Genomic DNA, 21,154 nt, shown 5'->3' with positions numbered 1-21,154 from the left:
GTGACCTGCCGCCGCAGTGGGTCGCCTACCGCGAGAAGATGAGTGCACCGGCCGCGGCGCATGCGCCTGCCCCGGTACCTGTGGCCGCGGCGGCGCCGGCTGCAGAAGCCGCACCGGCACCCGCTGCGGCACCGGCAGCCAAGGCCCCGGCCAAGGCCGCCGCAGGCGGCGGCATCAAGGTCGACTGGAGCAAGGCCTCCAGCCGTGAGGTGATGCTGTTCTACCCCGGCCAGACCTCCATGGAATGGGCCCTCACCGGCTCCAAGCACGGCGGCGCCCGCGTCTACAAGAAGGTCGGCGATCGCTGCTTCGCCTGCCACGAGGGCGAGCAGGAATCCATGGGCAAAAAGATGGTTAACGGCGAAAAGGCCGAGACAACGCCGATCCCCGGTAAGCGTCCCGCCATACCTGTACAGGTACAGGCTACTCACGACGGCCAGTATCTGTACCTGCGCTTCACCTGGCCGGATACCGCCCACGTGCCGGTGCCCTTCGTCGACGGCGGCATGATGGACAAGGAAAATCCCGTCAAGCTGGCCATGATGATCGCCACCGATGACGTGCAGGAGGCCGCACAGGCCGGCTGCTGGGGCACCTGCCATCACGATGCCAACGGCATGCCGGATGCACCGGCCGGCAAGAATGTGACCAAGTACATCGCGGAGAGCCGGACGGAAATCTCCACCAGCGAGCCGATGGGCGGCTGGGACAAGCGCAAGTCCGATGGTGACATCGCCGCCGAACTGCAGGCTGGCCACTTCATGGACCTGCTACGTTACAAGGCCGGCAGCGGCAAGTCCGAGGATGGCTATCTGCTCGCCGAGCGTGTAATGGAAGGTGGTCAGGGCGTCGAGTTCACCGGTGAGAAGCAGGGTGGTAACTGGGTGGTGAGCATGAAGCGCAAGTTGAGCTCTTCTGCCGCCGGTGATTTCAGTCTCGCCCTGGATCAGATGTACAACATCGGCTTCGCAATTCATGACGACCATACCAACGGCCGCTACCACCATGTATCGCTGGGTTACAAGCTCGGCTTCGACAACCCGGAGGCCGAGATCAACGCCACCAGGCAGTAACACGGAAGTCGGCCTGAAATTGACTTCCATCAAGGTATGGCCTGGCTGCAGCACGCATGCTGTAGGCAGGCAACAACAAGAAGCCGGGCTGCACGACAGCCCGGCCTTCAGGGAAGGAAGACCTAGCTGAGCGAGGTGGTAGTCATGCAACGACTGACATCCTGGAGCCTGGGCCTCATTCTGCTGTTTTCCATAACCACTGCCGTCACCGCTGACGAGGTGGTGGTCGTCGAGATGTCCGCCTTCAAATTCATTCCGGAAGACCTCACCATCAAGCGCGGCACCACCGTGCGCTGGGTCAACAAGGAAAAACGCCAGTTTCACAGCATCTGGTTTCGCGAGGCCGGCGAGGAACCGGGCGAATACCTGTTTCCCGAAGACACCTACGAGCGCAAGTTCGACACCGTCGGTGTGTTTCCCTATGTCTGCCAGCCGCACATGGATCACATGCGCGGCGTGATCCGCGTGGTGGAGTGAGCCATGCGACGCCATCCACTCATGCTGCTGCTCACCGCTGTTCTCTCTCTCGCCGCAGCCACCACACAGGCCAGCGCCGAAGTCAGTACCGAACGTCAGCGCGAGCTGCTGCATCTGCTGCGCCACGACTGCGGCTCGTGTCACGGCATGACGCTGAAGGGTGGCCTCGGCCCGACCCTGCTGCCGCAGGCACTGGCCGGAAAACCTACGGAAACACTGGAGGCCACCGTCCTCTACGGCAGGGCCGGTACCCCGATGCCCCCCTGGCGCGGCTTGCTTACTGAAGAAGAAGTGGCCTGGCTGGTTGCGCTGCTGATGAAAGGAGTTCCCGATGCGCCGTAGTCTGCTCGCCATTTGCGTCCTGCTGCTTGCCGGCTGTGCCACGCCGGCACTGCGCGGCACCGGTGATCTCGGCCTGATCATCGAACGCGCCGATGGCAGCGTGCTCATAGTCGAAAGCACGCACCGGAAGATGCTGGCCCGTGTCGAAGGTCTGGGCGATCTGTCCCACGCCTCCGTGGTCTACTCCCGTGATGAACGCTATGCCTATGTCTTCGGCCGCGATGGCGCACTCACCAAGGTGGACATGCTGCGCCACAGCATCGCCAAGCGCGTCATGCAGTCCGGTAACAGCATCGGCGGCGCCATCTCGCAGGATGGCCGCCTGGTGGCGGTGGCCAATTACGAACCGGGCGGCGTCAAGGTGTTCGCTGCCGACACGCTGGAACTGCTGGCCGACATCCCGGCCAGTTATGGCGACGGCAAGTATTCCAAGGTGGTGGGCCTGGAAGACACTACGGACAATCGCTTTGCCTTCAGCCTGTACGATGCCGGCGAGATCTGGGTGGCCGATCTGCGCGATGCGCGCAACCCGGTGATCGAGAAGTACCGCGGCATCGGCCGCCAGCCCTACGATGCCCTGGTGAGCATGGATGGCCGCCATTACATCGCCGGCCTGTTCGGCGAGGATGGCCTCGCCCTGCTCGACCTGTGGCGACCGGAACGCGGCGTCCAGCGCATCCTCGACAACTATGGCCGCGGCGAACAGCCGCTGCCGGTCTACAAGATGCCGCACCTGGAAGGCTGGGCGCTCAGCGAGGAGCACGCCTACCTCCCGGCCATAGGCCGACACGAGGTGCTCATCGTCGATCGCCGCAACTGGCAAGAGGCCGGTCGTATCGCCGTGCATGGCCAGCCGGTGTTTGCCATGGCCCGCCCCGACGGGCGCCAGTTGTGGGTCAACTTCGCCCACCCGCACAACGACACGGTACAGGTGATCGACACCGTGACGCACAAGGTCATCGCCACCCTGAGGCCCGGCAAGGCGGTTTTGCATATGGAATTCACGCCGCGCGGCGAGCAAATCTGGCTGTCGGCGCGTGACGACAATCGCGTCGATATCTATGACACCCGCACCCTGCAACACCTCGGCAGCCTGCCGGTGCGCAGCCCGAGCGGCATCTTCTTCACCGCCCGCGCCCATCGCATCGGCCTGTAGGAGTACCACATGCACCGCAACCGCCATACCGAAACGCTGGAACTGGGGACGCTGGAGCGGCAGTTGCTCAATGATTTCCAGCACCACCTGCCGCTGACGCCAACACCCTACGCCGACATCGCGCAGAAGCTGGGCACCACGGAAGACGCCGTACTCGCGGCCCTGCACGAGCTGCAGGGCGCCGGCGCGGTAAGCCGCGTCGGTGCCGTGTTCCGCACCCACCGCGTCGGCGCCAGTACCCTCGCCGCCATGGCCGTGCCGCCGGAACGGTTGGAAGAGGTTGCCGCGCTGGTCAGCGGCTACGACGCCGTGAATCACAACTACGAACGCGAGCACCGCATCAACCTGTGGTTCGTCGCCACTGCGGCGGATGAGAAACAGTTGACACAGGTACTGGAAGACATCGAGCAGCGCAGCGGCATCGCCGTCATGGCCCTGCCGATGCTGGAAGACTTTCACATCGACCTGGGGTTCGAGCTGAAATGGACATGAACGTACTGCCGCGCATGCATCCCGACAATCTGACCGACGTCGATCGCCGCCTGATCGCCGCCATCCAGCACGGTCTGCCGCTGGTCTCCCACCCCTATGCCGAACTGGGCCGGCAATGCGGCCTGAATGAAGGCGAGGTCATCAACCGCCTCGCCGCCCTGCTCGCCGACGGCACCATCAAGCGCCTCGGCGTGGTGGTGCGCCACCGCGAACTGGGCTACCGCGCCAACGCCATGGTGGTGTGGGATATCGACGATGCCAGGGTCAGCGAGCTGGGCCACTGCATCGGCCGCTTCGACTTCGTCACCCTGTGTTATCGCCGTCCGCGCCGCCTGCCGGCCTGGCCCTACAACCTGTTCTGCATGATCCATGGGCAGGACCGCGACGCCGTGCTGGAACGGGTGCGCCAGATCGAGCAGCATTGTGGCTTGGCGGATGTGCCGCACGAAGTGCTGTTCAGCCGCCGCCGCTTCAAGCAACGTGGGGCAATCTATGCGCCGGCGCCAAGCGGGATGTCGCAATAGTGGATGCCATAGACCGCGCCATCATCAATGCCCTGCAGGATGGCTTTCCCATCTGCGCGCGTCCGTATGCCGCGGCGGCGGAACAACTTGGCATCACGGAAGATGACCTGTTGCAGCGCCTCGCGGCACTGCGCGAACAAAATACCATCACCCGCTTCGGCCCGCTGTTTCATGCCGAGCGCCTGGGCGGCGCGCTCAGTCTGGTGGCCATGCGCATCCCCGCGCAGGATTTCGACCGCGTCGCCGCCCAGGTCAATGCCCATGTGGAAGTGGCGCACAACTACGAGCGCACCCACGAGTTCAACATGTGGTTCGTGCTGGCCACCGAAACCGAGCAGCAGTTGCAGGACACGTTGCGGGCCATCGAGGCCGAGACCGGCTACCCGGTCTACAACATGCCCAAGCTGGAAGAGTACTACCTCAACCTGAGGTTCGCGGTATGAGCGAAGCCAGGGTCATCGCCCTCCCCGACGCCACCGATCGTGCGCTGATCGTCGCCACCCAGGGCGGCCTGCCGCTGGTGGCAGAGCCCTACCATGTCCTTGCCGATCAGCTCGGCATCAGCGCGGAAGAAGTGATGCAGCGGCTGCAGGCCATGCAGCAAAACGGCATCATCCGCCGTATCGGTCTGGTCCCCAACCACTATGCCCTGGGCTACACCTGCAACGGCATGACGGTGTGGGATGTCCCCGACGAGCGCATCCATATCCTCGGCCCGAAGCTGGGCGCCCTGCCCTTCGTCAGCCACTGCTACCGCCGCCCGCGTTTTCTGCCCGACTGGCCCTACAACCTGTTCGCCATGGTGCACGGCCGCAGCCGCGCGGAGACCGATGCCCAGGTGGAGGAGATCGCCCGTCTGCTCGGCGATGACGATCGCGGCCATGCGGTGTTGTACAGCACGCGCATCCTGAAAAAGACCGGGCTGCGCCTCGGCAACCGCGGAGATTGAGCCATGTTCCGACTGTCACAGTTCATGGAGCACCTGCTGCACCCGGCGCCTGTCATGCCGGCACGCAAACCGGCGGGCCCGGTGGTGATCTGGAACCTGGTGCGGCGCTGCAACCTCACCTGCAAGCACTGCTACGCCACCTCCGCCGACAAGGACTTTGTCGGCGAGCTGTCCACGGCCGAGGTATACACGGTGCTGGATGATCTGAAAGAGTTCAAGGTGCCGGTACTGATCCTGTCCGGCGGCGAGCCGCTGCTGCGCCCCGATATCTTCGAGATATCGCGACGTGCCAAGGCCATGGGCTTTTATGTTGGCCTGTCCACCAACGGCACGCTCATCGACGAAGCCAATATCGGCGCCATCGCCGCCACCGGCTACAACTACGTCGGCATCAGCCTCGACGGCATCGCGGCCACCCATGACCGCTTCCGCCGTCTCGAAGGCGCCTTTGCCCGTTCGCTGCACGCCATCCGACTATGCCGTGACCACGGCATCAAGGTGGGCGTGCGCTTTACCCTTACCCAGGACAATGCCGCCGAGCTGCCGCAGCTGCTGGCGCTGATGGACGAGGAAAACATCGACAAGTTCTATCTGTCCCATCTCAATTACGCCGGACGCGGCAACCGCAACCGCCGTGACGATGTTTACCACCGCGTCACCCGCGATGCCATGGACCTGCTGTTCGCACGCTGCCTCGATGAGCAGCGGCGCGGTATCCGCCGCGAATACGTCACCGGAAACAACGATGCCGACGGCGTCTACTTCCTGATGTGGGTGCGCAGAAATTTTCCCGATCGCGCCGCCGAGATGGAGCAGCGGCTGGTACAGTGGGGCGGCAACGCCTCCGGCATCAACATCGCCAACATCGACAACCTGGGCAATGTGCACCCTGACACCATGTGGTGGCACCACACGCTGGGCAATGTACGCGAGCGTCCCTTCTCCGCCATCTGGCAGGACACCAACGACCCGCTGATGGCCGGCCTCAAGCAGCAGCCGCGCCCGGTACAGGGGCGCTGCGCCGAATGCATGCACCTGACCATCTGCAACGGCAACACCCGCGTGCGCGCCCAGCAGACCAGCGGCAACCCCTGGGCGGAAGATCCGGGCTGCTACCTGGACGACGAAGAAGTCCTCCCCACCGTGGCTGCCCCGCAGCGAAAGGTCGGTTCATGAAATCACTGCTCTCCCTTGCGCTGCTGCTGACGGCGTGCAGTGCAGTCGCCCAACCACGTCCAAGTACCGAGCTATATGCCCAACACTGCGCCAGCTGCCATGGCGTCGAGCGCCTCGGCGGCATCGGCCCGGCCCTGCTGCCGCAGAACCTGAGCCGTGTACGCAAGAGCGAGGCCATGGATGTCATTGCCCATGGCCGCCCCGCCACGCAGATGGCCGGCTTTGCCGCAGTCCTGTCGGAGAACGAGATCAAGGCACTGGCCGACCTCATCTATACCGAGCCGGCCATCACGCCAACCTGGGGCATGAACGAGATCCGCGCCAGTCACCTGCAACATGCCAGGGAAAATGACCTGCCGGATGTGCCGCGCTACAAAGCCAACATGCAGAACCTGTTTCTGGTGGTGGAACTCGGCGACCATCACATCACGCTACTCGATGGCGACAAGTTCCAGGCCATCCATCGCTTTCCCACGCGCTACGCCCTGCACGGCGGCCCCAAATACTCGCCGGATGGCCGCTTCGTCTATCTCAGCTCGCGCGACGGCTGGGTCAGCAAATACGATCTCTACAACCTGACCCTGGTCAGCGAGGTCCGCGCCGGCATCAACAGCCGCAACATCGCCGTCTCGGCCGATGGACGTTACGTAATGGTGGCCAACTACCTGCCGCACAGCCTGGTACTGCTCGACGCCGCTACCCTGCAGCCGATCCGGCTGTGGGATACCGTCGGCAAGGACGGCACCAGTTCACGTGTCAGCGCCGTCTACACGGCTCCCCCGCGACAGAGCTTCATCGCCGCGCTGAAGGACATCCCCGAGGTATGGGAAATCAATTATGCCGATCGGCCGCCGCCGGGCTTTGGTGGCTGGGTGCACGACTTCCACAAGGAGCAGAGCGATGAGGTCGTGCGACCGTTCCCGTTGCGGCGCATGTCTACCGAGGGCTATCTGGATGACTTTTTCTTCGATCAAGAATACGAACACCTCATCGGCGCTTCACGCGATGGTGGTGGTCAGGTCCTGGATCTGTACATCGGCCGCAAGATTGCCGATCTCGATCTGCCCGGCATGCCGCATCTCGGCTCCGGCATCACCTTCGAGCACCAAGGGAGAGAAGTGCTGGCCACGCCCAATATCAAGGAGGGCGTGGTCAGCGTCATCGACCTGAAAACCTGGCAAGTCATCAAGCGCATCGACACCCTCGGTCCCGGCTTCTTCATGCGCAGTCACGACGACACTCCTTATGCCTGGGTAGACGTATTCAGCGGCCCGCACAAGGACGCCATGCACGTCATCGACAAGCGCACGCTGGAGATTGTCAAGACCCTGCGCCCGGCGCCGGGCAAGACTGCCGCCCATGTCGAGTTTACCCATGACGGCCGCTACGCCCTGGTCAGTATCTGGGAAATGGATGGCGCGCTGGTGATCTACGATGCGGCCACACTGGAAGAGGTGAAGCGCCTGCCGATGAAGAAGCCTTCGGGCAAATACAACGTTCACAACAAAACGACCTACCGGCGTGGAACCAGCCACTGAGTGGAGTCCAAAGCTGTGGCGGAAAGCGGCGGTTATCGTCTGCGCCCAGGCTATTCGCAATAGGCGCGCAGTTTCTTCAGGTCGTGGATATGGACGCTGAGGCCCTTGACGCTGATGAGTCCCTGATCGCTCAGGGAATGAAGGATTCGTGACAGGGTTTCCGGCTGCACCGACAAGCGGGAGGCGATGATGTTCTTCGCCGCCGGCAAGGATACCTCGGCCTCCTTGTCAGCCCCCTTGGGCGCCTGACCGACCAGGTAGTTGACCAGGCGCAGCGTGGCATTCTGCAGTGTCAGAGCATCGATTTCGTTCAGGCGATGATGCAGCCGCACACTCATGTCCGCCATCACGCGGAAGCAGGTATCCACGGAATCGCGCAACACCCCCAGGAAACTCCGATTGTTGATGGCATAGAGTTCGGCCGGGACCAGGGCCTGCGAGCTGACCGGATAGCGCTGCACATCCATGAACATCACCGCCTCGGCGAAGCACTGCCCGGGACGAATGATCTCGATGACCTTTTCATTGCCGGTGGGGGAAAGCCGATACAGCTTGACCTGACCGCGTCGCAACATGAAAAAGCGATCCGCCGGCTGCCCCTGGGTGAACAGATGCTCCCCTTCCGCCAAGTGCACCAGCTGAATACCTTCCTTGATACGCGCCAGCTCATCGTCACTCAAGCCGCTGAACAAAGCATGCGAGCGCAGTTCCTGATCTGAAATGATTGCCTGATCCATACACCTGATTATGCTAACCGCTGCCTGCCTATGCAATACAGCAGTGAATTAGTAATTTCGATGGGGCAATAATCGACTGCTCAGACTGGATTAGATTCCATCGCCTGCCATCAGGCTGACGCAGCGAAGGCGCGTTCCGGGATTATCTGTATTGTCATACCGATAGAGCCTACGGTAGATTCGCACTTACAATTAAGGAAGGTCTGAATAAGTCCATCCTGGACTTTTCAGACCACGCCAAGCGAAAAGTGTGATTTTCGCTTGGCTTCATTTTCCAACGACTTATCGTCGTTGGAAAATGGCGGCACATCCCTGTGCCGCGGAAGCTCTGAACTTATTCAGAGCTTCCTTAAAATCGGCACATAACTACAATAAAGATGTCTGGTTTTTGGGTTCCCGAATACACGCGGCTGCGCTTTCTCTATCGCCCCTAGGGGCCGCTGTCACCGCTTGAATACCTCGGCTCCGCCTGGCGCGGAGCGTTCGGCCATTCCCTGCGCGCCCACTGCTGCAATACCGCACTGGACAACTGCGGCAATTGCCCGCGGCAGCAGGCCTGCAACTACACCTATCTCTTTGAAACCCCAACCGCCGGCGATACCAGCGATGGCGTCAATACCAACGCCCCGCATCCGCTCATCCTGCGCCCCTTGCCACAGAATGGGAGCAAAGAACCATACACCGTCGAGGTCACGCTGGTCGGGCGTGCACGACAAATGGCAACCCTGGTCGCTGAAGCCATGTATCAGGCCGGGCTACGCGGCGTCGGCAGCCGCTCCACCATCTTCCGGCTGGAGACGGTGCAGCAGCACGACGGTAGCCGTTGGGCCGACCATCCGGCAATGGGTACACCACGCCGGTCACGCCTCCTGTCCCGGAGAGTGTCACCCTGCATTTCCTGACACCGTTGCGCCTGAAGCAGGGCAATGGCCTGGTCGCGGCAGAAAACCTGACCCCCACCACCCTGCTGTTGGCCATCCGCCAGCGCATCCTGCGTCTGGGCCAGTACCACAGCGACGGTGCCGGTTTTGCCGAGTGCCATCTTCCCTATCTCGCCCCCGACTCGCCGCCGGCGTACAGCACGGCGATGCACTGGATCGACCTGGAACGCTATTCCTCCCGCCAGCAACGCGGCCACAAGATGGGCGGGCTGATCGGCCATATCCGCCTCTCGCTTCACGGCCTGGAAACCTTCTGGCCGGCACTCTGGCATGGGCAGTACCTGCACGTCGGCAAATTGACCACCATGGGCCTCGGCGCCTACCGCATCGAATTGCCACAAGCTTGCCAGGCTCGCGCAAGCGCCCCCGGATTCGATACGGTGGCGGCAGTTGCTACCCGAGGCGCCTACTGATGAAATTGCCTGCCGACTATCCACGACGCATCCTGTTCGCCGTCGCCGGCCTGTCACCGCAGATCCTGACGGAGACCGTTTACTATCTGGCGGTCAAGGCCAGCCCGCGCTTCGTTCCCACCGAAATCCATCTGCTGACCACCGCAGAGGGCCGCGAGCATGCCCGTCTCACCCTCCTCTCCAAGGACCCCGGCTGGTTCCAGCAGTTGCGGCACGATTACGCCCTGCCCCCCATCGATTTCACCCTGGACAACATCCATGTGCTGAAAGACGAGCACGGCCGGCCGCTCGGCGATATCCGCAGCGTCGATGACAACAGCCACGCCGCCGACCACATCACCGCCATGATCCGCACGCTGACTGCCGATCCCGACGCCGCGCTGCATGTCTCCATTGCCGGTGGCCGCAAAACCATGGGCTTCTATGCCGGCTATGCCCTCTCCCTCTACGGCCGCACGCAGGACCGCCTGTCCCACGTCCTGGTACCGCCACCTTACGAGGGCAACCGGCAGTTCTTCTATCCGCGCCCCTACAGCGAGGTCATCTATACCGACGACAAGCACGGCCGCCCTCTCAACACCCACGAAGCCGAAGTGGCACTGGCCGACATCCCCTTCGTGCGCATGCGCGACGGCCTGCCACAACAGTTGCTCAGCGGCAGTGCCAGTTTCAGCGAAACGGTCACCGGCGTACAAAAACTGCTCGCCGCACCTCACATTTACATCGACCTCACAGCCAAACAGCTCACGGCAGGTGAACGATTGGTCCCTATGAAGCCAGCCGAACTGGCCTTCTACCTCTGGCTGGTGCAGCGCCGCCGCGATGGAGCATCCCCGGTCCGCTGGAGCGATGACGGTCTGGCGGAGGAATACCTGCACCATTACGGCCGCCTGGTAGGAACGGCGAGTGGCGACTACGAGCGCGTCGCCGAGGCACTCAAGAGCGGCATGACCAAGGACTATTTCGAGCAACGCAAGACCCGCAGCAACACCGCCATCAAGACGGCGCTGGGCGCCATCGCCGCACAGCCCTATCTGATCACGGCCAGCGGCAAACGCCCGCTGCAACGCTTTGGCATCACCCTGCCCGCCGGGCAGATAACCATCGAACCCGACCATGACACTCCACCGAGGCAGCCATGACCTGTTACGCCTACCTGTTCGAAGCCAAATCCATCCAGAGCTACATCTTCAACAGCAACAAGCTGAAGGAAATCGTCGGCGCCAGTGAGCTGGTGGATGACCTGTGCGCCCAGCCCTTGCAGGACACCCTGAAGGCGCTCGCTATCGAGAGCGATATCGAGTTTTCCCGCCGTGCAGGCGGCGCCTTTTTTGCCTTCAGCACGAACGGGGATGCCATCGAACGCCTGGCGGCACTCTGGCCCCTGGTGGTTGAAATCCAGGCCCCGGGCCTGGATTTCGTGCATGCCCGTGGCGAAGGTGCCAGCAACATCCTTGCCTATGAACAGGCCCGTCGCGGTCTGGCCGGCTACCGCAACACCCGCCCACCCGCGCTGCCCGTCGCCGGCCCCTTTGCCGCCCGCTGCCGCCGTACCGGCATGCCCGCGACAGCATGGCGCGGCAAGGCAGGCGAAGCCGTAGATGCCGCCACGGCGCGCAAGCTGGATCTGTCGCGCGGCAAATCCCTGACGGAAAAATTCAACCCAGGAACCAACGCCACCTGGCCGCTGCAACTCTCCCGTGAACCCGGCGAAGAAAATGATGACGTATTTCCCTACGACGGTGAGCGCGAAGGCCTGGCCCTGATCCATGCCGACGGCAACGGCCTCGGACAGCTGCTCATCACCCTGAGCGAGCGGCTGAAAGCACACCCGAAATTCGTCGCCTGCTTCAAGGCATTCTCCGATGCCATCGGCCGCGCCACGGAGGCCGCCGCCAAACAGGCCACGCATGAGGTGCTCGTTTCCAAGGTCAGCGCAAACCAAGTCATGCCGGCACGCCCCATCGTCCTCGGCGGTGATGATCTCACCGTCCTGGTACGTTCCGATCTGGCCCTGGATTTCGCCAGCACCTTCATCCAGCACTTTGAAGAACAGACAGCAAAGGAGTTGCTGTCCGTCTATGCACAGATGAAACAGGATGGCGTCGACATCAGCGGACTCCCTGCCGGACTGAGCGCCTGTGCCGGCATCGTCTTCATGAAGGCCTCGCAGCCGTTCTACATGGCCCATCAATTGGCCGAAGACCTGTGCAAGGCCGCCAAGGCCCAGGCGAAAGAGCCGCAAAACAAGGTCGCAGGACGCATCCCCTCGGCCCTGGCCTTTCATCGCATCACCACCGCCCACATCGGACGCTATGCAGACATCCTGGCGCGGGAACTCACCGTGCGGGAGGGCGGCAACAAGGCAACCAACGACGCGGCACGAAGCTATTGCCAGACCCTCGTCACCTACACCCTGTCTGCCCACAACCATCTGCCCAGACTCGACGATCTGCGTGCCTTCACCGCATTGCTCGAAGGTTTGAGCCGCGGGCCGATGCGCCAGCTCGTCGGTGTCCTCGGTCAGGACATGGCCGCCGCCAGACGGCAATACCAGCGCTGGCGCAGCCTGATGGAAAAGGAACAGGGAGACCGGCTCAACAAGTTTGATGACGGCCTGCATGCCCTGTTGAAGGCCGGCACGTTTACCGAGCTGCCCTACCGCGCCGATGGCCAGCAATACCGCACACCGCTGGGGGATGCCCTCACGCTGATGGCCGTACGCAAGCAGATCGAATTCCGGGAGAACGCCGCATGAACCTCACCTTCGACATCCGCAGCTTCTGGCACATCGGCAGCGGCCGTGGCCAGGGCGTCCACCTCGATGCCCTCACCCGCCGCGATGCGCGCGGCCTGCCGCTGTTGCCCGGACGTTCCGTGAAAGGGCTGGTACGCGATGCGTACATCACGCCGAAGCCCTCGGCTGGTATCCCGAACACAGTGCCGTCACCACCACGCTGTTCGGTGTGCGCGGCGCGGACGGTACGGAAACGCACCCAGCCATCCTGCGCTTCTCCGATGCCGTGCTGCCCGCAGATATCGCCGACTATCTCGCCGGTCGTGCCGATCTGCGCGAGCAGTTGTTCCGCCCCCTGTTTTCCACCGCCATCGACCATGCCAGCGGCACCGCCAGGGAATCCTCCCTGCGCGGCATGGAGGCCGTCATTCCCCTGCAACTCACCGCCACCGTCCAGCCCCTCGCCGACTGCTCGCAGCTCGGCTATGACTGGCGCGAAATCATTCGCCGCGCCCTGCCGCTCATCCGCGGCATCGGTGCCGATCGCAGCCGCGGCCTCGGCCGCGCCGTCGTAACCCTGGAGGAGACCAGCGCATGCTAGCCCACCATCTCGACATCACCTTGCGCGAGGATGCCGTGTTCAGCGAACGTGCCGCCACCGTCGGCGGCCATCGTGGCCTCGACTACATTCCGGGCAGCGCCCTGCTCGGCGCCGCCGCCGGCCGGCTCTATGGCCAGCTCAGTGCCGACGAGTCCTGGCTGCTGTTTCATTCCGGCAAGGTCCGTTTCGGCAATGGCCTGCCGCTGCACGGCAAGCTGCCGACCTATCCCGTACCGCTGGCCTGGCACAGCCCCAAGGGCACGCAAGCGACCGACAACAACAAACGCCTGCACGCCGAACGGGTAAGCAACTTCTGCCATGTCGATCCCGCCCGCCTCGAACTACAGCACGAGCAACTGCGCCATGCCTACCTCGCCACCGACGGTACCCTGCACAAGGTGGAAAAACGCCATGAAATGCGCACGGCCCTGACCCAGGGACAGCGCCGCGCGGAAGAAGGACAGCTCTTCGGCTATGTCGCCATCCCCGCCGGCAGCCGCTTCCGCGCCCGTCTCGAAGCGGACCCCGACGTACCGGAACACCTGCTGCAAAAGCTGCTCGACGTGCTCACCGCAGGTATCTTCCTCGGCCGTTCCCGTGCCGCCGAGTATGGCCGCAGCACCGTCGCATCTAGCCCGCTGCAAGCCCTGGAGCACGGCAAGGTCGAGGACCGGCTCACCCTGTGGCTGCTCTCCGATCTGGCCGCGCTCACCGACCAGGGCCAGCCCACCACCCAACCCCTGCCGCTGTGGCTGGGCCTGCCGGCAGGACGACTGCTTCCCGAGAGCAGCTTCATCATGACCCGCCGCTATTCGCCCTGGAATGCCCACCGCAAGGGCTATGACATCGAGCGCATCGTCATCACCCAGGGCAGCGTGCTCACCTACGCACTGGACGCACCGTTCACCGATGAACACCTGACACGGCTACGCCAGGGCCTCGGCCTCTACCGCGAAGCCGGCCTGGGCCAGGTCTGGGCCAACCCGCCCCTGCTCGACGGCGAGCATCCCGTGTTCGTGGCGGTAACGCCCGGCAGTGAAGATAGCGACACCACCGATACGCCGGCACCAAAACACAATCTCATCGACTGGCTGGAACAGCGTGTGAAGCGCGCCCAGGGGCAACAGGACATCCGTAAACAAGGCGAGCAGTTTGCCAAAGAGCTGGAGCAGGCGTACATGGCCGCACGCAACTACACCGGCCGCCCAGCCCACCTGCCCATCGGCCCCAGTCCGAGCCAATGGGGCACCGTACTGGAATACGCACGCGACGGCCGGAGCAAGGAACTGTTCGACCCGAAGAATGGCGCGATAAAGGACTCGATGGAAGGCTGGTCCGATCTCACTTATGCCGGCGACACCATGAAGAGTTTCGCCGCCTGGTTCGAGGAACGGGCGAAGGTCGCCGACCCGCGCCTGCAGCAGGAATACGCCCATCAGGGCAAGGACGTGGCGCATAAATGCCACATCAGCAAGAAGGAGCCGCACGCATGACCATGCCGACCCATTACTACCTGGCGCGGTTGACCCTCGAATGCGTCACGCCGCTCTCCATCGGCACCGGACGCGGCGACGGCGTCTTCGACGTGCAGCTGGTCACCGACGCCAACGGCCTGCCGGCCATCCCCGGCACCAGCCTGGCCGGCGTCCTGCGTCATCTGTTCAAGCGCGCCGGCGGCAACGACGACCTGCTCTTCGGTCATGCCGGCAAGACCAGCACCCTGGCATCGCGCCTGGAGGTATCCTGGGGCGTGCTCTGCAACAGCAAGGGCCGTGCGGCGGAAGGCCTGTTACCGCAGGGAGAACTTGACGATGACCCCTTGTTGCACCATGCCGCCGGCCTCGCCGAACAACCGCTGATCCGTGAACGCGTGCGCATCACGCACCGCGGTGCCGCCGCCGACAAGGGCAAGTTCGATCGCTCCATCCTGCCCGCCGGCTACCGCTTCGCCGCCGAACTGGCGCTGTGGGGCACGCCCGCCGACAGTGCGGAATGGCAGCGCCTGCTCGACCTGCTCAACGACCCGGCCTTCCGCCTTGGCGGCGCCACCCGCGCCGGTCTGGGCGCGCTGCGGGTCGTCACATGCCACACGCGAACCTTCGACCTCACGACGCCCAATGATGCCGCGGCCTTCCGCAAGCTGGGCCGGCGCGCTGACGACCTTACTGGGCTCGACAGGATCGAGCTGGCTGCAAACACCCGTCGGCGCGTGATCGAAATTGAGCTGAAGCCCAACAGCTACTGGCGCATCGGCCAGGGCAACCTCCCTCAGAGCCCGGATGACAACGGCAAGTCCGCCGACCTGTTGCCGCGCCTGGAACAGCGTGTGCTCTGGAATGAAGGCAAGGGCGCGCTGGCCAAGGCCAAGCGCCATCTGCTGGTTCCCGCCGCGTCCATCAAGGGCGCGCTGTCCCATCGCATCGCCTACCACTACAACCGCTTCAGTGGCCAGTTCGCCGAAGACATGGCCGATGAGGCCATCGCTGGCTACGACAAATCCGCCGCCAATCGCGCCGTCCGCACGCTGTTCGGTTTTGCCAAAGGCGATGCCGCGGGCCAGGCCGGTTCCCTGCTCATCGACGACATCTATCTCGACCAATACACCGCCGATAAAAACCTCCAGCTAGTGATGCACAACGCCATCGACCGTTTCACCGGCGGCGTGCGCAACCACATGCTGTTCTCCGAGGAGATGGTCTGGAAGGTCCCAATCTCCTTCAAGATCACCGTGCTGGATGATGCCGTACTCGACGATCCGGATATCCGGCGCGCCCTCGATGCCGCCATCGCCGACCTGTGCGAAGGGCGTCTCGCCCTGGGCGGCGGCGCCGGCAAGGGTCACGGCTTTTTCCAAGGCACCCGCAAAGACAACCCATTCAGCACAGGAGCCGCCGCATGAACCCTGCCTCCCTGCTCGGCGCTGCCAACAGCATTCTGTCGCGGCGCGAACTCCCGCAGCTCAGCGCCTGCCAATGGCAGATCACCACTGTGCTGTGTGACGACTACGCCGCCTTGTTGAATACCCTGCGCGACTTCGCGCCGGATGAAGGCTGGCTGGGCTGCCAGTCGCACAACATCCTGTGCCAGGCCGGCGAACTGACCCTGCCGCCAGCCAGCCGCATCATCGACGGCGAACTCTACGCCCGCGCGCGTGATGAAAGCCTGCACCTGCGCCACGACGGCCAGGGCGGCTGGCTGCTCACCCGCTATACCGTAGGCAGTGGTAAATCAGGCCTGAGCGATACCGTCACCCTGCTCGGAGCCAATCGTGAGGTCGGCACCCTCACCTACCAACGCCTCTGGTGCCACGACCCGCGCCACGGCCTGCACCAATTTGCCGCCCGCATTACCGGTTTTGGAGGGAAGGACTGATGCATCAGCAAGCGAGAAACAATCCCAGCAAGCAGAATCCCGGCCAGCAAAATAAAAATGACAAGCCGCGAGGTGGCGCAACCATGCAGGCGATCAGCGCTCCCTACAACTTCGTTCCTCTGGCCGAAACCGTGGTCATTCCCGAGTGGGGCCACTTGGTTAGCCACGACATCCCCTTCCGCGACGGCCTGTGCGGCAGCATCGAATTCACGCTCACCGCCCACACGCCGATCATGATTGGCGGCCGACGCAAAAAACAGGGCGATTCGACAGCGGTGGATGTCTTCCAAACACCCGACGGCCAATACGCCATCCCCGGCTCCAGCCTCAAGGGCATGATCCGCAACGTCCTGGAGATCGCTACCTTCTCCCGCTTCCGGCAGGTCGACGACCGCCGCCTGTCGATACGGGATCTGACTTCTGGCATCGCAGCCAAATATGTCAAGGCGCTCACACGTGAGGAGTCCCCAAAACATTACGCGCCAAAGAGCAAGGCGGGATGGCTGCAATTCACCAAAGGCCGCTGGAGCCTCACCCCCTGCGATCATGCGCACGTCGATCACGATCTCCTGGCCGATTTCTCCGGCCTGAGCAAATGGCACGAGATGCCTAGTTGCCCCGCCGCAAACAAATACAAGGACTGGGGTAAAAGGCCGATAACTTTGCGGTTTACCGCAGATGACGAGACATGGGTCGATCACTCGGATGGAAAGAAACTGTTCTATCGCAAAGTGACGCGCCTGAATGATGGGCCATTGCAGGGAACGCTGGTTTTTACCGGCCAGCCCATGCCGCGTAAAAAAGGCGGCAAATCGGCCAAGCACATGGAGTTCATTTTTTTCAACAAGGGTACTCCAACCGCTGTTCCCGACAAAGTAATGAGTGAGTTCCTTGCCATCCATCAGGAAAGCACGGAATGGAAAGACTGGGCCAAAAAACAACCCGTCCCCGTATTTTATCTGGAAGATGAGGCTGGTGACATCAAAGCCATCGGACTGACCCAGATGTTCCGCCTGCCGTACAAAAACTCCATCCACGACATGATTGGCCACAGCAGCCCGGACCACCTTGCCGCCGACGCCCCCGACTTCGCCGACCTGCTGTTCGGGCGCATCGATGAACAGGATGGCAAGACCAGCCTCAAGGGACGCGTGCAGTTTGAGCTGGCCCGGGAGGTGACTGGTGCCAAGCCGGAGGGCAATGGTGTGAAAATCGTCTTGGCCGAACCCAAACCGTCCTATTACCCGAATTACATCTGCCAAAAAACAACGAAAGACGGCACGAGACTGGAAGGCACGACCTACAACAGCTATTTCGATGACGACGCGCTGCTGCGCGGCTGGAAGCGCTACCCTGCGCGGCCGGCCACTGCCCGGGATGACAGCAACAGCACCGACAATGTCAGCAGCATCATCCGCCCCCTGCCTGCCGGCAGCCGGTTCGAGGGCCGCGTGGTATTCCATAACCTCAAGCCCCAGGAACTGGGCGCCCTGCTCTGGAGCATGACCTGGGGCGGCGCCGACCATCTGCGCCATGGCCTGGGCATGGGTAAGCCCTATGGCTATGGCCAGGTAAGCATCGCGCTCGGATCAACCGATCTGCATCCCAACGATCCCGCTGCGGCCAAACCGGATCAGGATGCCCTGGTGCAAACGTTCAAGGACTGGATGAAGCGGAAGTTGAACACACCCTGGGAAAACACGCCGCAAGTCCTTGCCTTGTTGGCAATGGCCGACCCGGCGAAAGCAGCGCAGGTCAAAGGAGGATTGCGTTACATGCGGCTCTCTTCGACGTCACGCATAAACGAGTTCGCAGATGCGAAAAGCAAGAATAATGGGCTATTGGTTCTTGCGAATTATCCTGGGACACCCAAGACCGACTGCACCAAACGCCAACCAAAAGTGGTTCCAGCAGCCGCTGTCGCCAAGACGATAACAACCGGCCGTGAAATATGGAGCAACGTCACTGTCGCCTGGACCCCGGGAGATAGGCAGTTGAGCGCCCGCAAGGATGGCGTGACGGCGATTGCCAAAAACGATAAGGAGTTGATTGCCACGCTGCCCGAAGCCGCGCGAAAAAAACTTGATAAACACAAGCGGCTAGCACTGAATGTAACCGTGACGCGTACCGGCAACGCGGCCACCATCGAAGCAATCAGCACGACGACGGAGCAACCCTGAACATGGCCAGACTGCACGCCTTCAAATATGAATTCAGGTTGGCGCTGAAATATGCAGTGGCTGCGCTATTGTTCATTCTCGCCACCAGTTGGCTTGCCGATGAAATACGCGACAGACTCACGGACGGATCGCACGTGCCACCTTGGCTGATTTATGTCCTCATATCACTGTTTTTGATTACCAGCATCTATATGCTGTTCATATCGGGCAGAGAGCGGCGCATGGTCCACCTACTGAAACGCGGCACACTGTCCGAAGCCCACAAAGTGCTCATCACCCTGGTATCCAGCCAAACGGCCGCGTTCGATCGTCAGGACGGACTGCTGCGGGTAACGCTCGGCGAGAATGAAGTGACCTTGAGCGGCGACCTCGAACTGGATAACCAGACCATAACCGCGACCTTTGGCGAGCGCTGGAACTGGCAACAATTGCTCCACATGATCAGCCGGCATCGCGGCGAAATGCAAAAACTGTTTCTGGTGTTATCGAGTGGCGCACGTGGTTCGAATCGGCAGCAGGCGGATTGCGTGGAGTTTCTCCGTCTCTACCTGCCCGAGGTAGATATCGTCATGGCCAGTGGTTCAAATGGCATCGACTTTGACGATACCCATGCCGTTTTCACCACGGTCACCCGCTGTATCGACGAGGCCGTACAAGAAGGTTTCCCCGCAGGAGACATCCTGGTCGATGTCACTGGCGGCACCAAGCCTGCCAGTGTCGGTGCGGCCTTTGCCACCTTGCAGCACACCGAAGTTGAGTTCCAGTACATCAACAACCAGGGAACGCCGCTCAGTTTCAATACCACGACCAGCAGTTACGAGAACAAGATGGCCGGGTAATGCGCACGCCATGACAACCTACCTTCTCAACACCCCGGTCCTCACCCACTATGGCGACTACCGCTTCGAGGGGCCCCTGCCACTGGAGACCGCCAGAAGCATTGTGTCGCAAGGTTTTACCTCGGCGATAGGTCATGCCGGTGCGGCTCAGTTGTTGAGCCATCTGCTGGGTCAGGACGTGGCCAGCGAGCGCATCAGCATCACCATGCAGCCCGGCGACCGCGCCCTGGTGCTGCGCATCAAGGAGCGCCTGCCGGAAGGCGCCGTGCTCGACGCGGCACAACTCGCTGCCATTCCCTATGAATTGGGTCTGCTGACCCGGGTACAATGACATGACGACTAACGCAACGACCCACCTCTATCTGGTCTCCGACCAGCCCACCCCCAACCTGACGCCCGCGCTCGATCCGGCACTGAAACCACAACGGGTGATCCTGGCCGTCACAAAGGATCTGCAACGCAAGGCCGGGTGGCTGCGCGGGGTTCTGGAACGGCATGGCATACCGTGTGAAACACTGAACGTGGACGATGCCTATGACTTCGCTGCGCTGCGCCGCCTGTTCGCGCGCGTGGCGGACGATCCGAGTTGTGCCGCCAATATCACCGGCGGCACCAAACCCATGTCGCTCGCCGCCTACGAAGCCTTTCTGAAGGCCGACCGTCCCGTGTTCTACGTCAACCCGAAAACCGATACCGCCCTCTGGCTGCATCCCCCCGGCCAACCGCAACATCCTCTGGCCGACAAAGTGCTGCTGGAAGACTTCCTCGCCGCCCACGGCATGCCGGTCACCCAGCTGCGTCGTACTGAGGCAGCGCAAGCAAAAGTCGATGCTGCCGCACAGTTGCTGGCGCGCACGCTGCGCCGCCCGAATCTGGCGGGGCTGCTCAATGTCTATGCCAGCGCCAATGCCGGCAATGACAATGTTCAACTCAGCGAAGGACAACTGCGCGCACTGCGCCCCCTGCTGGCCATCCTGGAGCGCAATCAGATTGCCACGCGCCAGGGTGAGAACATCGTCCTGCCCAATCAGGAGGCCATCACCTTCACCAGCGGCGGCTGGCTGGAAGAACTTGCCTTTGCCACGGTCGCCAAACTGCGCCTCCTGCTCCCCCAGGTGCAGGACATCGCCTGTAACATCAAGATCAGCGCGGGGACAGGCGAAGAGCACATGCAGAACGAACTGGACATCGCCGTCCTGCGCGACAACACCCTCTATCTCATCGAATGCAAGACGGAGAACTACAGCAAACAGGCCAATCCCAACGCCATGCTCTATCAAAATCCCAACGCCGTGCTCTACCAGCTCGAATCCCTGACCCGCGCCACCGGTGGCATCAAGGCCCGCGGCCTGCTGCTCAGCCTGCACGATATCAAGCAGGGCAACCGTCGGCGTGCGGAAGCGAGCGGTCTTCAGATCCTGGCGGGCCCCCAGCTCGAAGCTTTGCCCGGCGGTCTGCACAAGTTCCTGCTCTCATGAACGGCCAACGCATTGCACCTTCTCCCCCAGGGAGAAGGCTGGGATGAGGGGATCGATTTCTTTGACGCAATCCTGCGGGCGAGCTGCCTGTACGACCGTTATCCGCCACACCGAGCACACCGGCAGCCA

The 21,154-nt window shown here is 62.5% G+C and carries 22 protein-coding genes and 1 pseudogene; 22 read left to right on the top strand and 1 reads right to left on the bottom strand.

Features of this window, described 5'->3' with window-relative positions:
* Positions 1 to 38 precede the first annotated feature (38 nt).
* From EP379_RS17005 to EP379_RS07020, 10 genes are all read left to right on the top strand, one after another.
* Positions 39 to 1,073 (top strand): ethylbenzene dehydrogenase-related protein, encoded by a 1,035-nt coding sequence (locus EP379_RS17005; RefSeq protein ID WP_420824457.1) that lies wholly within the window; start codon positions 39 to 41, stop codon positions 1,071 to 1,073.
* Between the two features lie 144 nt (positions 1,074 to 1,217).
* Positions 1,218 to 1,550: a plastocyanin/azurin family copper-binding protein gene (locus EP379_RS07060; RefSeq protein WP_127477135.1), complete on the top strand. Its 333-nt coding sequence runs from the start codon at positions 1,218 to 1,220 to the stop codon at positions 1,548 to 1,550.
* Positions 1,551 to 1,553: 3 nt separating this feature from the next.
* Complete coding sequence (locus EP379_RS07055) at positions 1,554 to 1,892, top strand: c-type cytochrome (protein WP_127477134.1); 339 nt, start codon at positions 1,554 to 1,556, stop codon at positions 1,890 to 1,892.
* On the top strand, positions 1,882 to 3,048 hold the full coding sequence (locus tag EP379_RS07050; protein WP_127477133.1) for a cytochrome D1 domain-containing protein: 1,167 nt from the start codon (positions 1,882 to 1,884) through the stop codon (positions 3,046 to 3,048). The genes EP379_RS07055 and EP379_RS07050 overlap by 11 nt, the downstream gene beginning before the upstream one ends.
* A gap of 9 nt (positions 3,049 to 3,057) precedes the next feature.
* The gene (locus EP379_RS07045) at positions 3,058 to 3,540 is read left to right on the top strand and encodes an Lrp/AsnC family transcriptional regulator (RefSeq protein ID WP_127477132.1); all 483 of its coding nucleotides are present in this window, start codon (positions 3,058 to 3,060) and stop codon (positions 3,538 to 3,540) included.
* Complete coding sequence (ahbB, locus tag EP379_RS07040) at positions 3,537 to 4,064, top strand: siroheme decarboxylase subunit beta (protein WP_232023989.1); 528 nt, start codon at positions 3,537 to 3,539, stop codon at positions 4,062 to 4,064. The genes EP379_RS07045 and ahbB (EP379_RS07040) overlap by 4 nt, the downstream gene beginning before the upstream one ends.
* Positions 4,064 to 4,507, top strand: a complete 444-nt coding sequence (locus tag EP379_RS07035) for an Lrp/AsnC family transcriptional regulator (RefSeq protein ID WP_127477131.1) — start codon at positions 4,064 to 4,066, stop codon at positions 4,505 to 4,507. The genes ahbB (EP379_RS07040) and EP379_RS07035 overlap by 1 nt, the downstream gene beginning before the upstream one ends.
* Entirely contained in the window at positions 4,504 to 5,013 is a 510-nt protein-coding gene (ahbB, locus tag EP379_RS07030) for a siroheme decarboxylase subunit beta (protein ID WP_127477130.1), read from the top strand. The genes EP379_RS07035 and ahbB (EP379_RS07030) overlap by 4 nt, the downstream gene beginning before the upstream one ends.
* Positions 5,014 to 5,016: 3 nt before the next feature.
* Positions 5,017 to 6,189, top strand: a complete 1,173-nt coding sequence (nirJ, locus tag EP379_RS07025) for a heme d1 biosynthesis radical SAM protein NirJ (RefSeq protein ID WP_127477129.1) — start codon at positions 5,017 to 5,019, stop codon at positions 6,187 to 6,189.
* A complete protein-coding gene (locus EP379_RS07020; protein WP_127477128.1) occupies positions 6,186 to 7,727 on the top strand; it encodes a nitrite reductase in 1,542 nt (513 codons plus the stop codon). Before nirJ ends, EP379_RS07020 begins: the two co-directional genes overlap by 4 nt.
* Before the next feature lie 50 nt (positions 7,728 to 7,777).
* On the opposite strand, the gene EP379_RS07015 is transcribed toward EP379_RS07020, so the two are convergent.
* On the bottom strand, positions 7,778 to 8,464 hold the full coding sequence (locus tag EP379_RS07015; RefSeq protein ID WP_127477127.1) for a Crp/Fnr family transcriptional regulator: 687 nt from the start codon (positions 8,462 to 8,464) through the stop codon (positions 7,778 to 7,780).
* An 823-nt stretch (positions 8,465 to 9,287) separates the two neighbouring features.
* Here EP379_RS07015 and cas6 point away from each other — a divergent pair.
* The 12 genes and pseudogenes from cas6 to EP379_RS06960 all read left to right on the top strand — a co-directional run bounded on the left by cas6 (position 9,288) and on the right by EP379_RS06960 (position 21,025).
* Positions 9,288 to 9,818 carry a CRISPR system precrRNA processing endoribonuclease RAMP protein Cas6 gene (gene cas6, locus EP379_RS07010; protein WP_127477126.1) on the top strand — a complete coding sequence of 177 codons (531 nt, stop codon included), beginning with the start codon at positions 9,288 to 9,290 and terminating at the stop codon, positions 9,816 to 9,818.
* On the top strand, positions 9,818 to 10,960 hold the full coding sequence (gene csm6 / locus EP379_RS07005) for a CRISPR-associated ring nuclease Csm6 (RefSeq protein ID WP_127477125.1): 1,143 nt from the start codon (positions 9,818 to 9,820) through the stop codon (positions 10,958 to 10,960). Before cas6 ends, csm6 begins: the two co-directional genes overlap by 1 nt.
* A complete protein-coding gene (locus EP379_RS07000) occupies positions 10,957 to 12,576 on the top strand; it encodes a Cas10/Cmr2 second palm domain-containing protein (RefSeq protein ID WP_127477124.1) in 1,620 nt (539 codons plus the stop codon). The genes csm6 and EP379_RS07000 overlap by 4 nt, the downstream gene beginning before the upstream one ends.
* Positions 12,573 to 12,710 (top strand): annotated as a pseudogene (locus tag EP379_RS17000) (RAMP superfamily CRISPR-associated protein); the annotation flags it as partial. The gene EP379_RS07000 and the pseudogene EP379_RS17000, both read left to right, overlap by 4 nt.
* Positions 12,711 to 12,784: 74 nt before the next feature.
* Entirely contained in the window at positions 12,785 to 13,156 is a 372-nt protein-coding gene (locus EP379_RS16675; protein ID WP_232023988.1) for a hypothetical protein, read from the top strand.
* On the top strand, positions 13,150 to 14,649 hold the full coding sequence (locus EP379_RS06990; protein WP_127477122.1) for a hypothetical protein: 1,500 nt from the start codon (positions 13,150 to 13,152) through the stop codon (positions 14,647 to 14,649). Before EP379_RS16675 ends, EP379_RS06990 begins: the two co-directional genes overlap by 7 nt.
* Complete coding sequence (locus EP379_RS06985; RefSeq protein ID WP_172600408.1) at positions 14,646 to 16,055, top strand: RAMP superfamily CRISPR-associated protein; 1,410 nt, start codon at positions 14,646 to 14,648, stop codon at positions 16,053 to 16,055. The genes EP379_RS06990 and EP379_RS06985 overlap by 4 nt, the downstream gene beginning before the upstream one ends.
* Positions 16,052 to 16,528 (top strand): hypothetical protein, encoded by a 477-nt coding sequence (locus tag EP379_RS06980; protein WP_127477120.1) that lies wholly within the window; start codon positions 16,052 to 16,054, stop codon positions 16,526 to 16,528. Before EP379_RS06985 ends, EP379_RS06980 begins: the two co-directional genes overlap by 4 nt.
* Positions 16,528 to 18,708, top strand: coding sequence for a TIGR03986 family type III CRISPR-associated RAMP protein (locus EP379_RS06975; RefSeq protein WP_127477119.1), 2,181 nt, complete (start codon positions 16,528 to 16,530; stop codon positions 18,706 to 18,708). The genes EP379_RS06980 and EP379_RS06975 overlap by 1 nt, the downstream gene beginning before the upstream one ends.
* A 2-nt stretch (positions 18,709 to 18,710) precedes the next feature.
* On the top strand, positions 18,711 to 19,547 hold the full coding sequence (locus EP379_RS06970) for a hypothetical protein (RefSeq protein WP_127477118.1): 837 nt from the start codon (positions 18,711 to 18,713) through the stop codon (positions 19,545 to 19,547).
* Positions 19,548 to 19,557: 10 nt separating this feature from the next.
* Positions 19,558 to 19,878 carry an STIV orfB116 family protein gene (locus tag EP379_RS06965; protein WP_172600407.1) on the top strand — a complete coding sequence of 107 codons (321 nt, stop codon included), beginning with the start codon at positions 19,558 to 19,560 and terminating at the stop codon, positions 19,876 to 19,878.
* A gap of 1 nt (position 19,879) precedes the next feature.
* Positions 19,880 to 21,025, top strand: coding sequence for a Card1-like endonuclease domain-containing protein (locus EP379_RS06960; protein WP_127477116.1), 1,146 nt, complete (start codon positions 19,880 to 19,882; stop codon positions 21,023 to 21,025).
* Positions 21,026 to 21,154: the final 129 nt, after the last annotated feature.

It is taken from the genome of Sulfurivermis fontis (assembly GCF_004001245.1).
Classification (GTDB): domain Bacteria; phylum Pseudomonadota; class Gammaproteobacteria; order Thiohalomonadales; family Thiohalomonadaceae; genus Sulfurivermis; species Sulfurivermis fontis.
The sequence above is the reverse complement of the archived record's forward strand: the minus strand, read 5'-3'. Positions and strand labels throughout refer to the sequence as shown.

Excerpts from the sequence above, each read along its gene's own strand:
- EP379_RS17005 (WP_420824457.1), top strand. The coding sequence starts at position 39 with ATGAGTGCACCGGCCGCGGCGCATGCGCCTGCCCCGGTACCTGTGGCC.
- EP379_RS07060 (WP_127477135.1), top strand. The coding sequence starts at position 1,218 with ATGCAACGACTGACATCCTGGAGCCTGGGCCTCATTCTGCTGTTTTCC.
- EP379_RS07055 (WP_127477134.1), top strand. The coding sequence starts at position 1,554 with ATGCGACGCCATCCACTCATGCTGCTGCTCACCGCTGTTCTCTCTCTC.
- EP379_RS07050 (WP_127477133.1), top strand. The coding sequence starts at position 1,882 with ATGCGCCGTAGTCTGCTCGCCATTTGCGTCCTGCTGCTTGCCGGCTGT.
- EP379_RS07045 (WP_127477132.1), top strand. The coding sequence starts at position 3,058 with ATGCACCGCAACCGCCATACCGAAACGCTGGAACTGGGGACGCTGGAG.
- ahbB (WP_232023989.1), top strand. The coding sequence starts at position 3,537 with ATGAACGTACTGCCGCGCATGCATCCCGACAATCTGACCGACGTCGAT.
- ahbB (WP_127477130.1), top strand. The coding sequence starts at position 4,504 with ATGAGCGAAGCCAGGGTCATCGCCCTCCCCGACGCCACCGATCGTGCG.
- nirJ (WP_127477129.1), top strand. The coding sequence starts at position 5,017 with ATGTTCCGACTGTCACAGTTCATGGAGCACCTGCTGCACCCGGCGCCT.
- EP379_RS07020 (WP_127477128.1), top strand. The coding sequence starts at position 6,186 with ATGAAATCACTGCTCTCCCTTGCGCTGCTGCTGACGGCGTGCAGTGCA.
- EP379_RS07015 (WP_127477127.1), bottom strand. The coding sequence starts at position 8,464 with ATGGATCAGGCAATCATTTCAGATCAGGAACTGCGCTCGCATGCTTTG.
- csm6 (WP_127477125.1), top strand. The coding sequence starts at position 9,818 with ATGAAATTGCCTGCCGACTATCCACGACGCATCCTGTTCGCCGTCGCC.
- EP379_RS07000 (WP_127477124.1), top strand. The coding sequence starts at position 10,957 with ATGACCTGTTACGCCTACCTGTTCGAAGCCAAATCCATCCAGAGCTAC.
- EP379_RS06990 (WP_127477122.1), top strand. The coding sequence starts at position 13,150 with ATGCTAGCCCACCATCTCGACATCACCTTGCGCGAGGATGCCGTGTTC.
- EP379_RS06985 (WP_172600408.1), top strand. The coding sequence starts at position 14,646 with ATGACCATGCCGACCCATTACTACCTGGCGCGGTTGACCCTCGAATGC.
- EP379_RS06980 (WP_127477120.1), top strand. The coding sequence starts at position 16,052 with ATGAACCCTGCCTCCCTGCTCGGCGCTGCCAACAGCATTCTGTCGCGG.
- EP379_RS06975 (WP_127477119.1), top strand. The coding sequence starts at position 16,528 with ATGCATCAGCAAGCGAGAAACAATCCCAGCAAGCAGAATCCCGGCCAG.
- EP379_RS06970 (WP_127477118.1), top strand. The coding sequence starts at position 18,711 with ATGGCCAGACTGCACGCCTTCAAATATGAATTCAGGTTGGCGCTGAAA.
- EP379_RS06965 (WP_172600407.1), top strand. The coding sequence starts at position 19,558 with ATGACAACCTACCTTCTCAACACCCCGGTCCTCACCCACTATGGCGAC.
- EP379_RS06960 (WP_127477116.1), top strand. The coding sequence starts at position 19,880 with ATGACGACTAACGCAACGACCCACCTCTATCTGGTCTCCGACCAGCCC.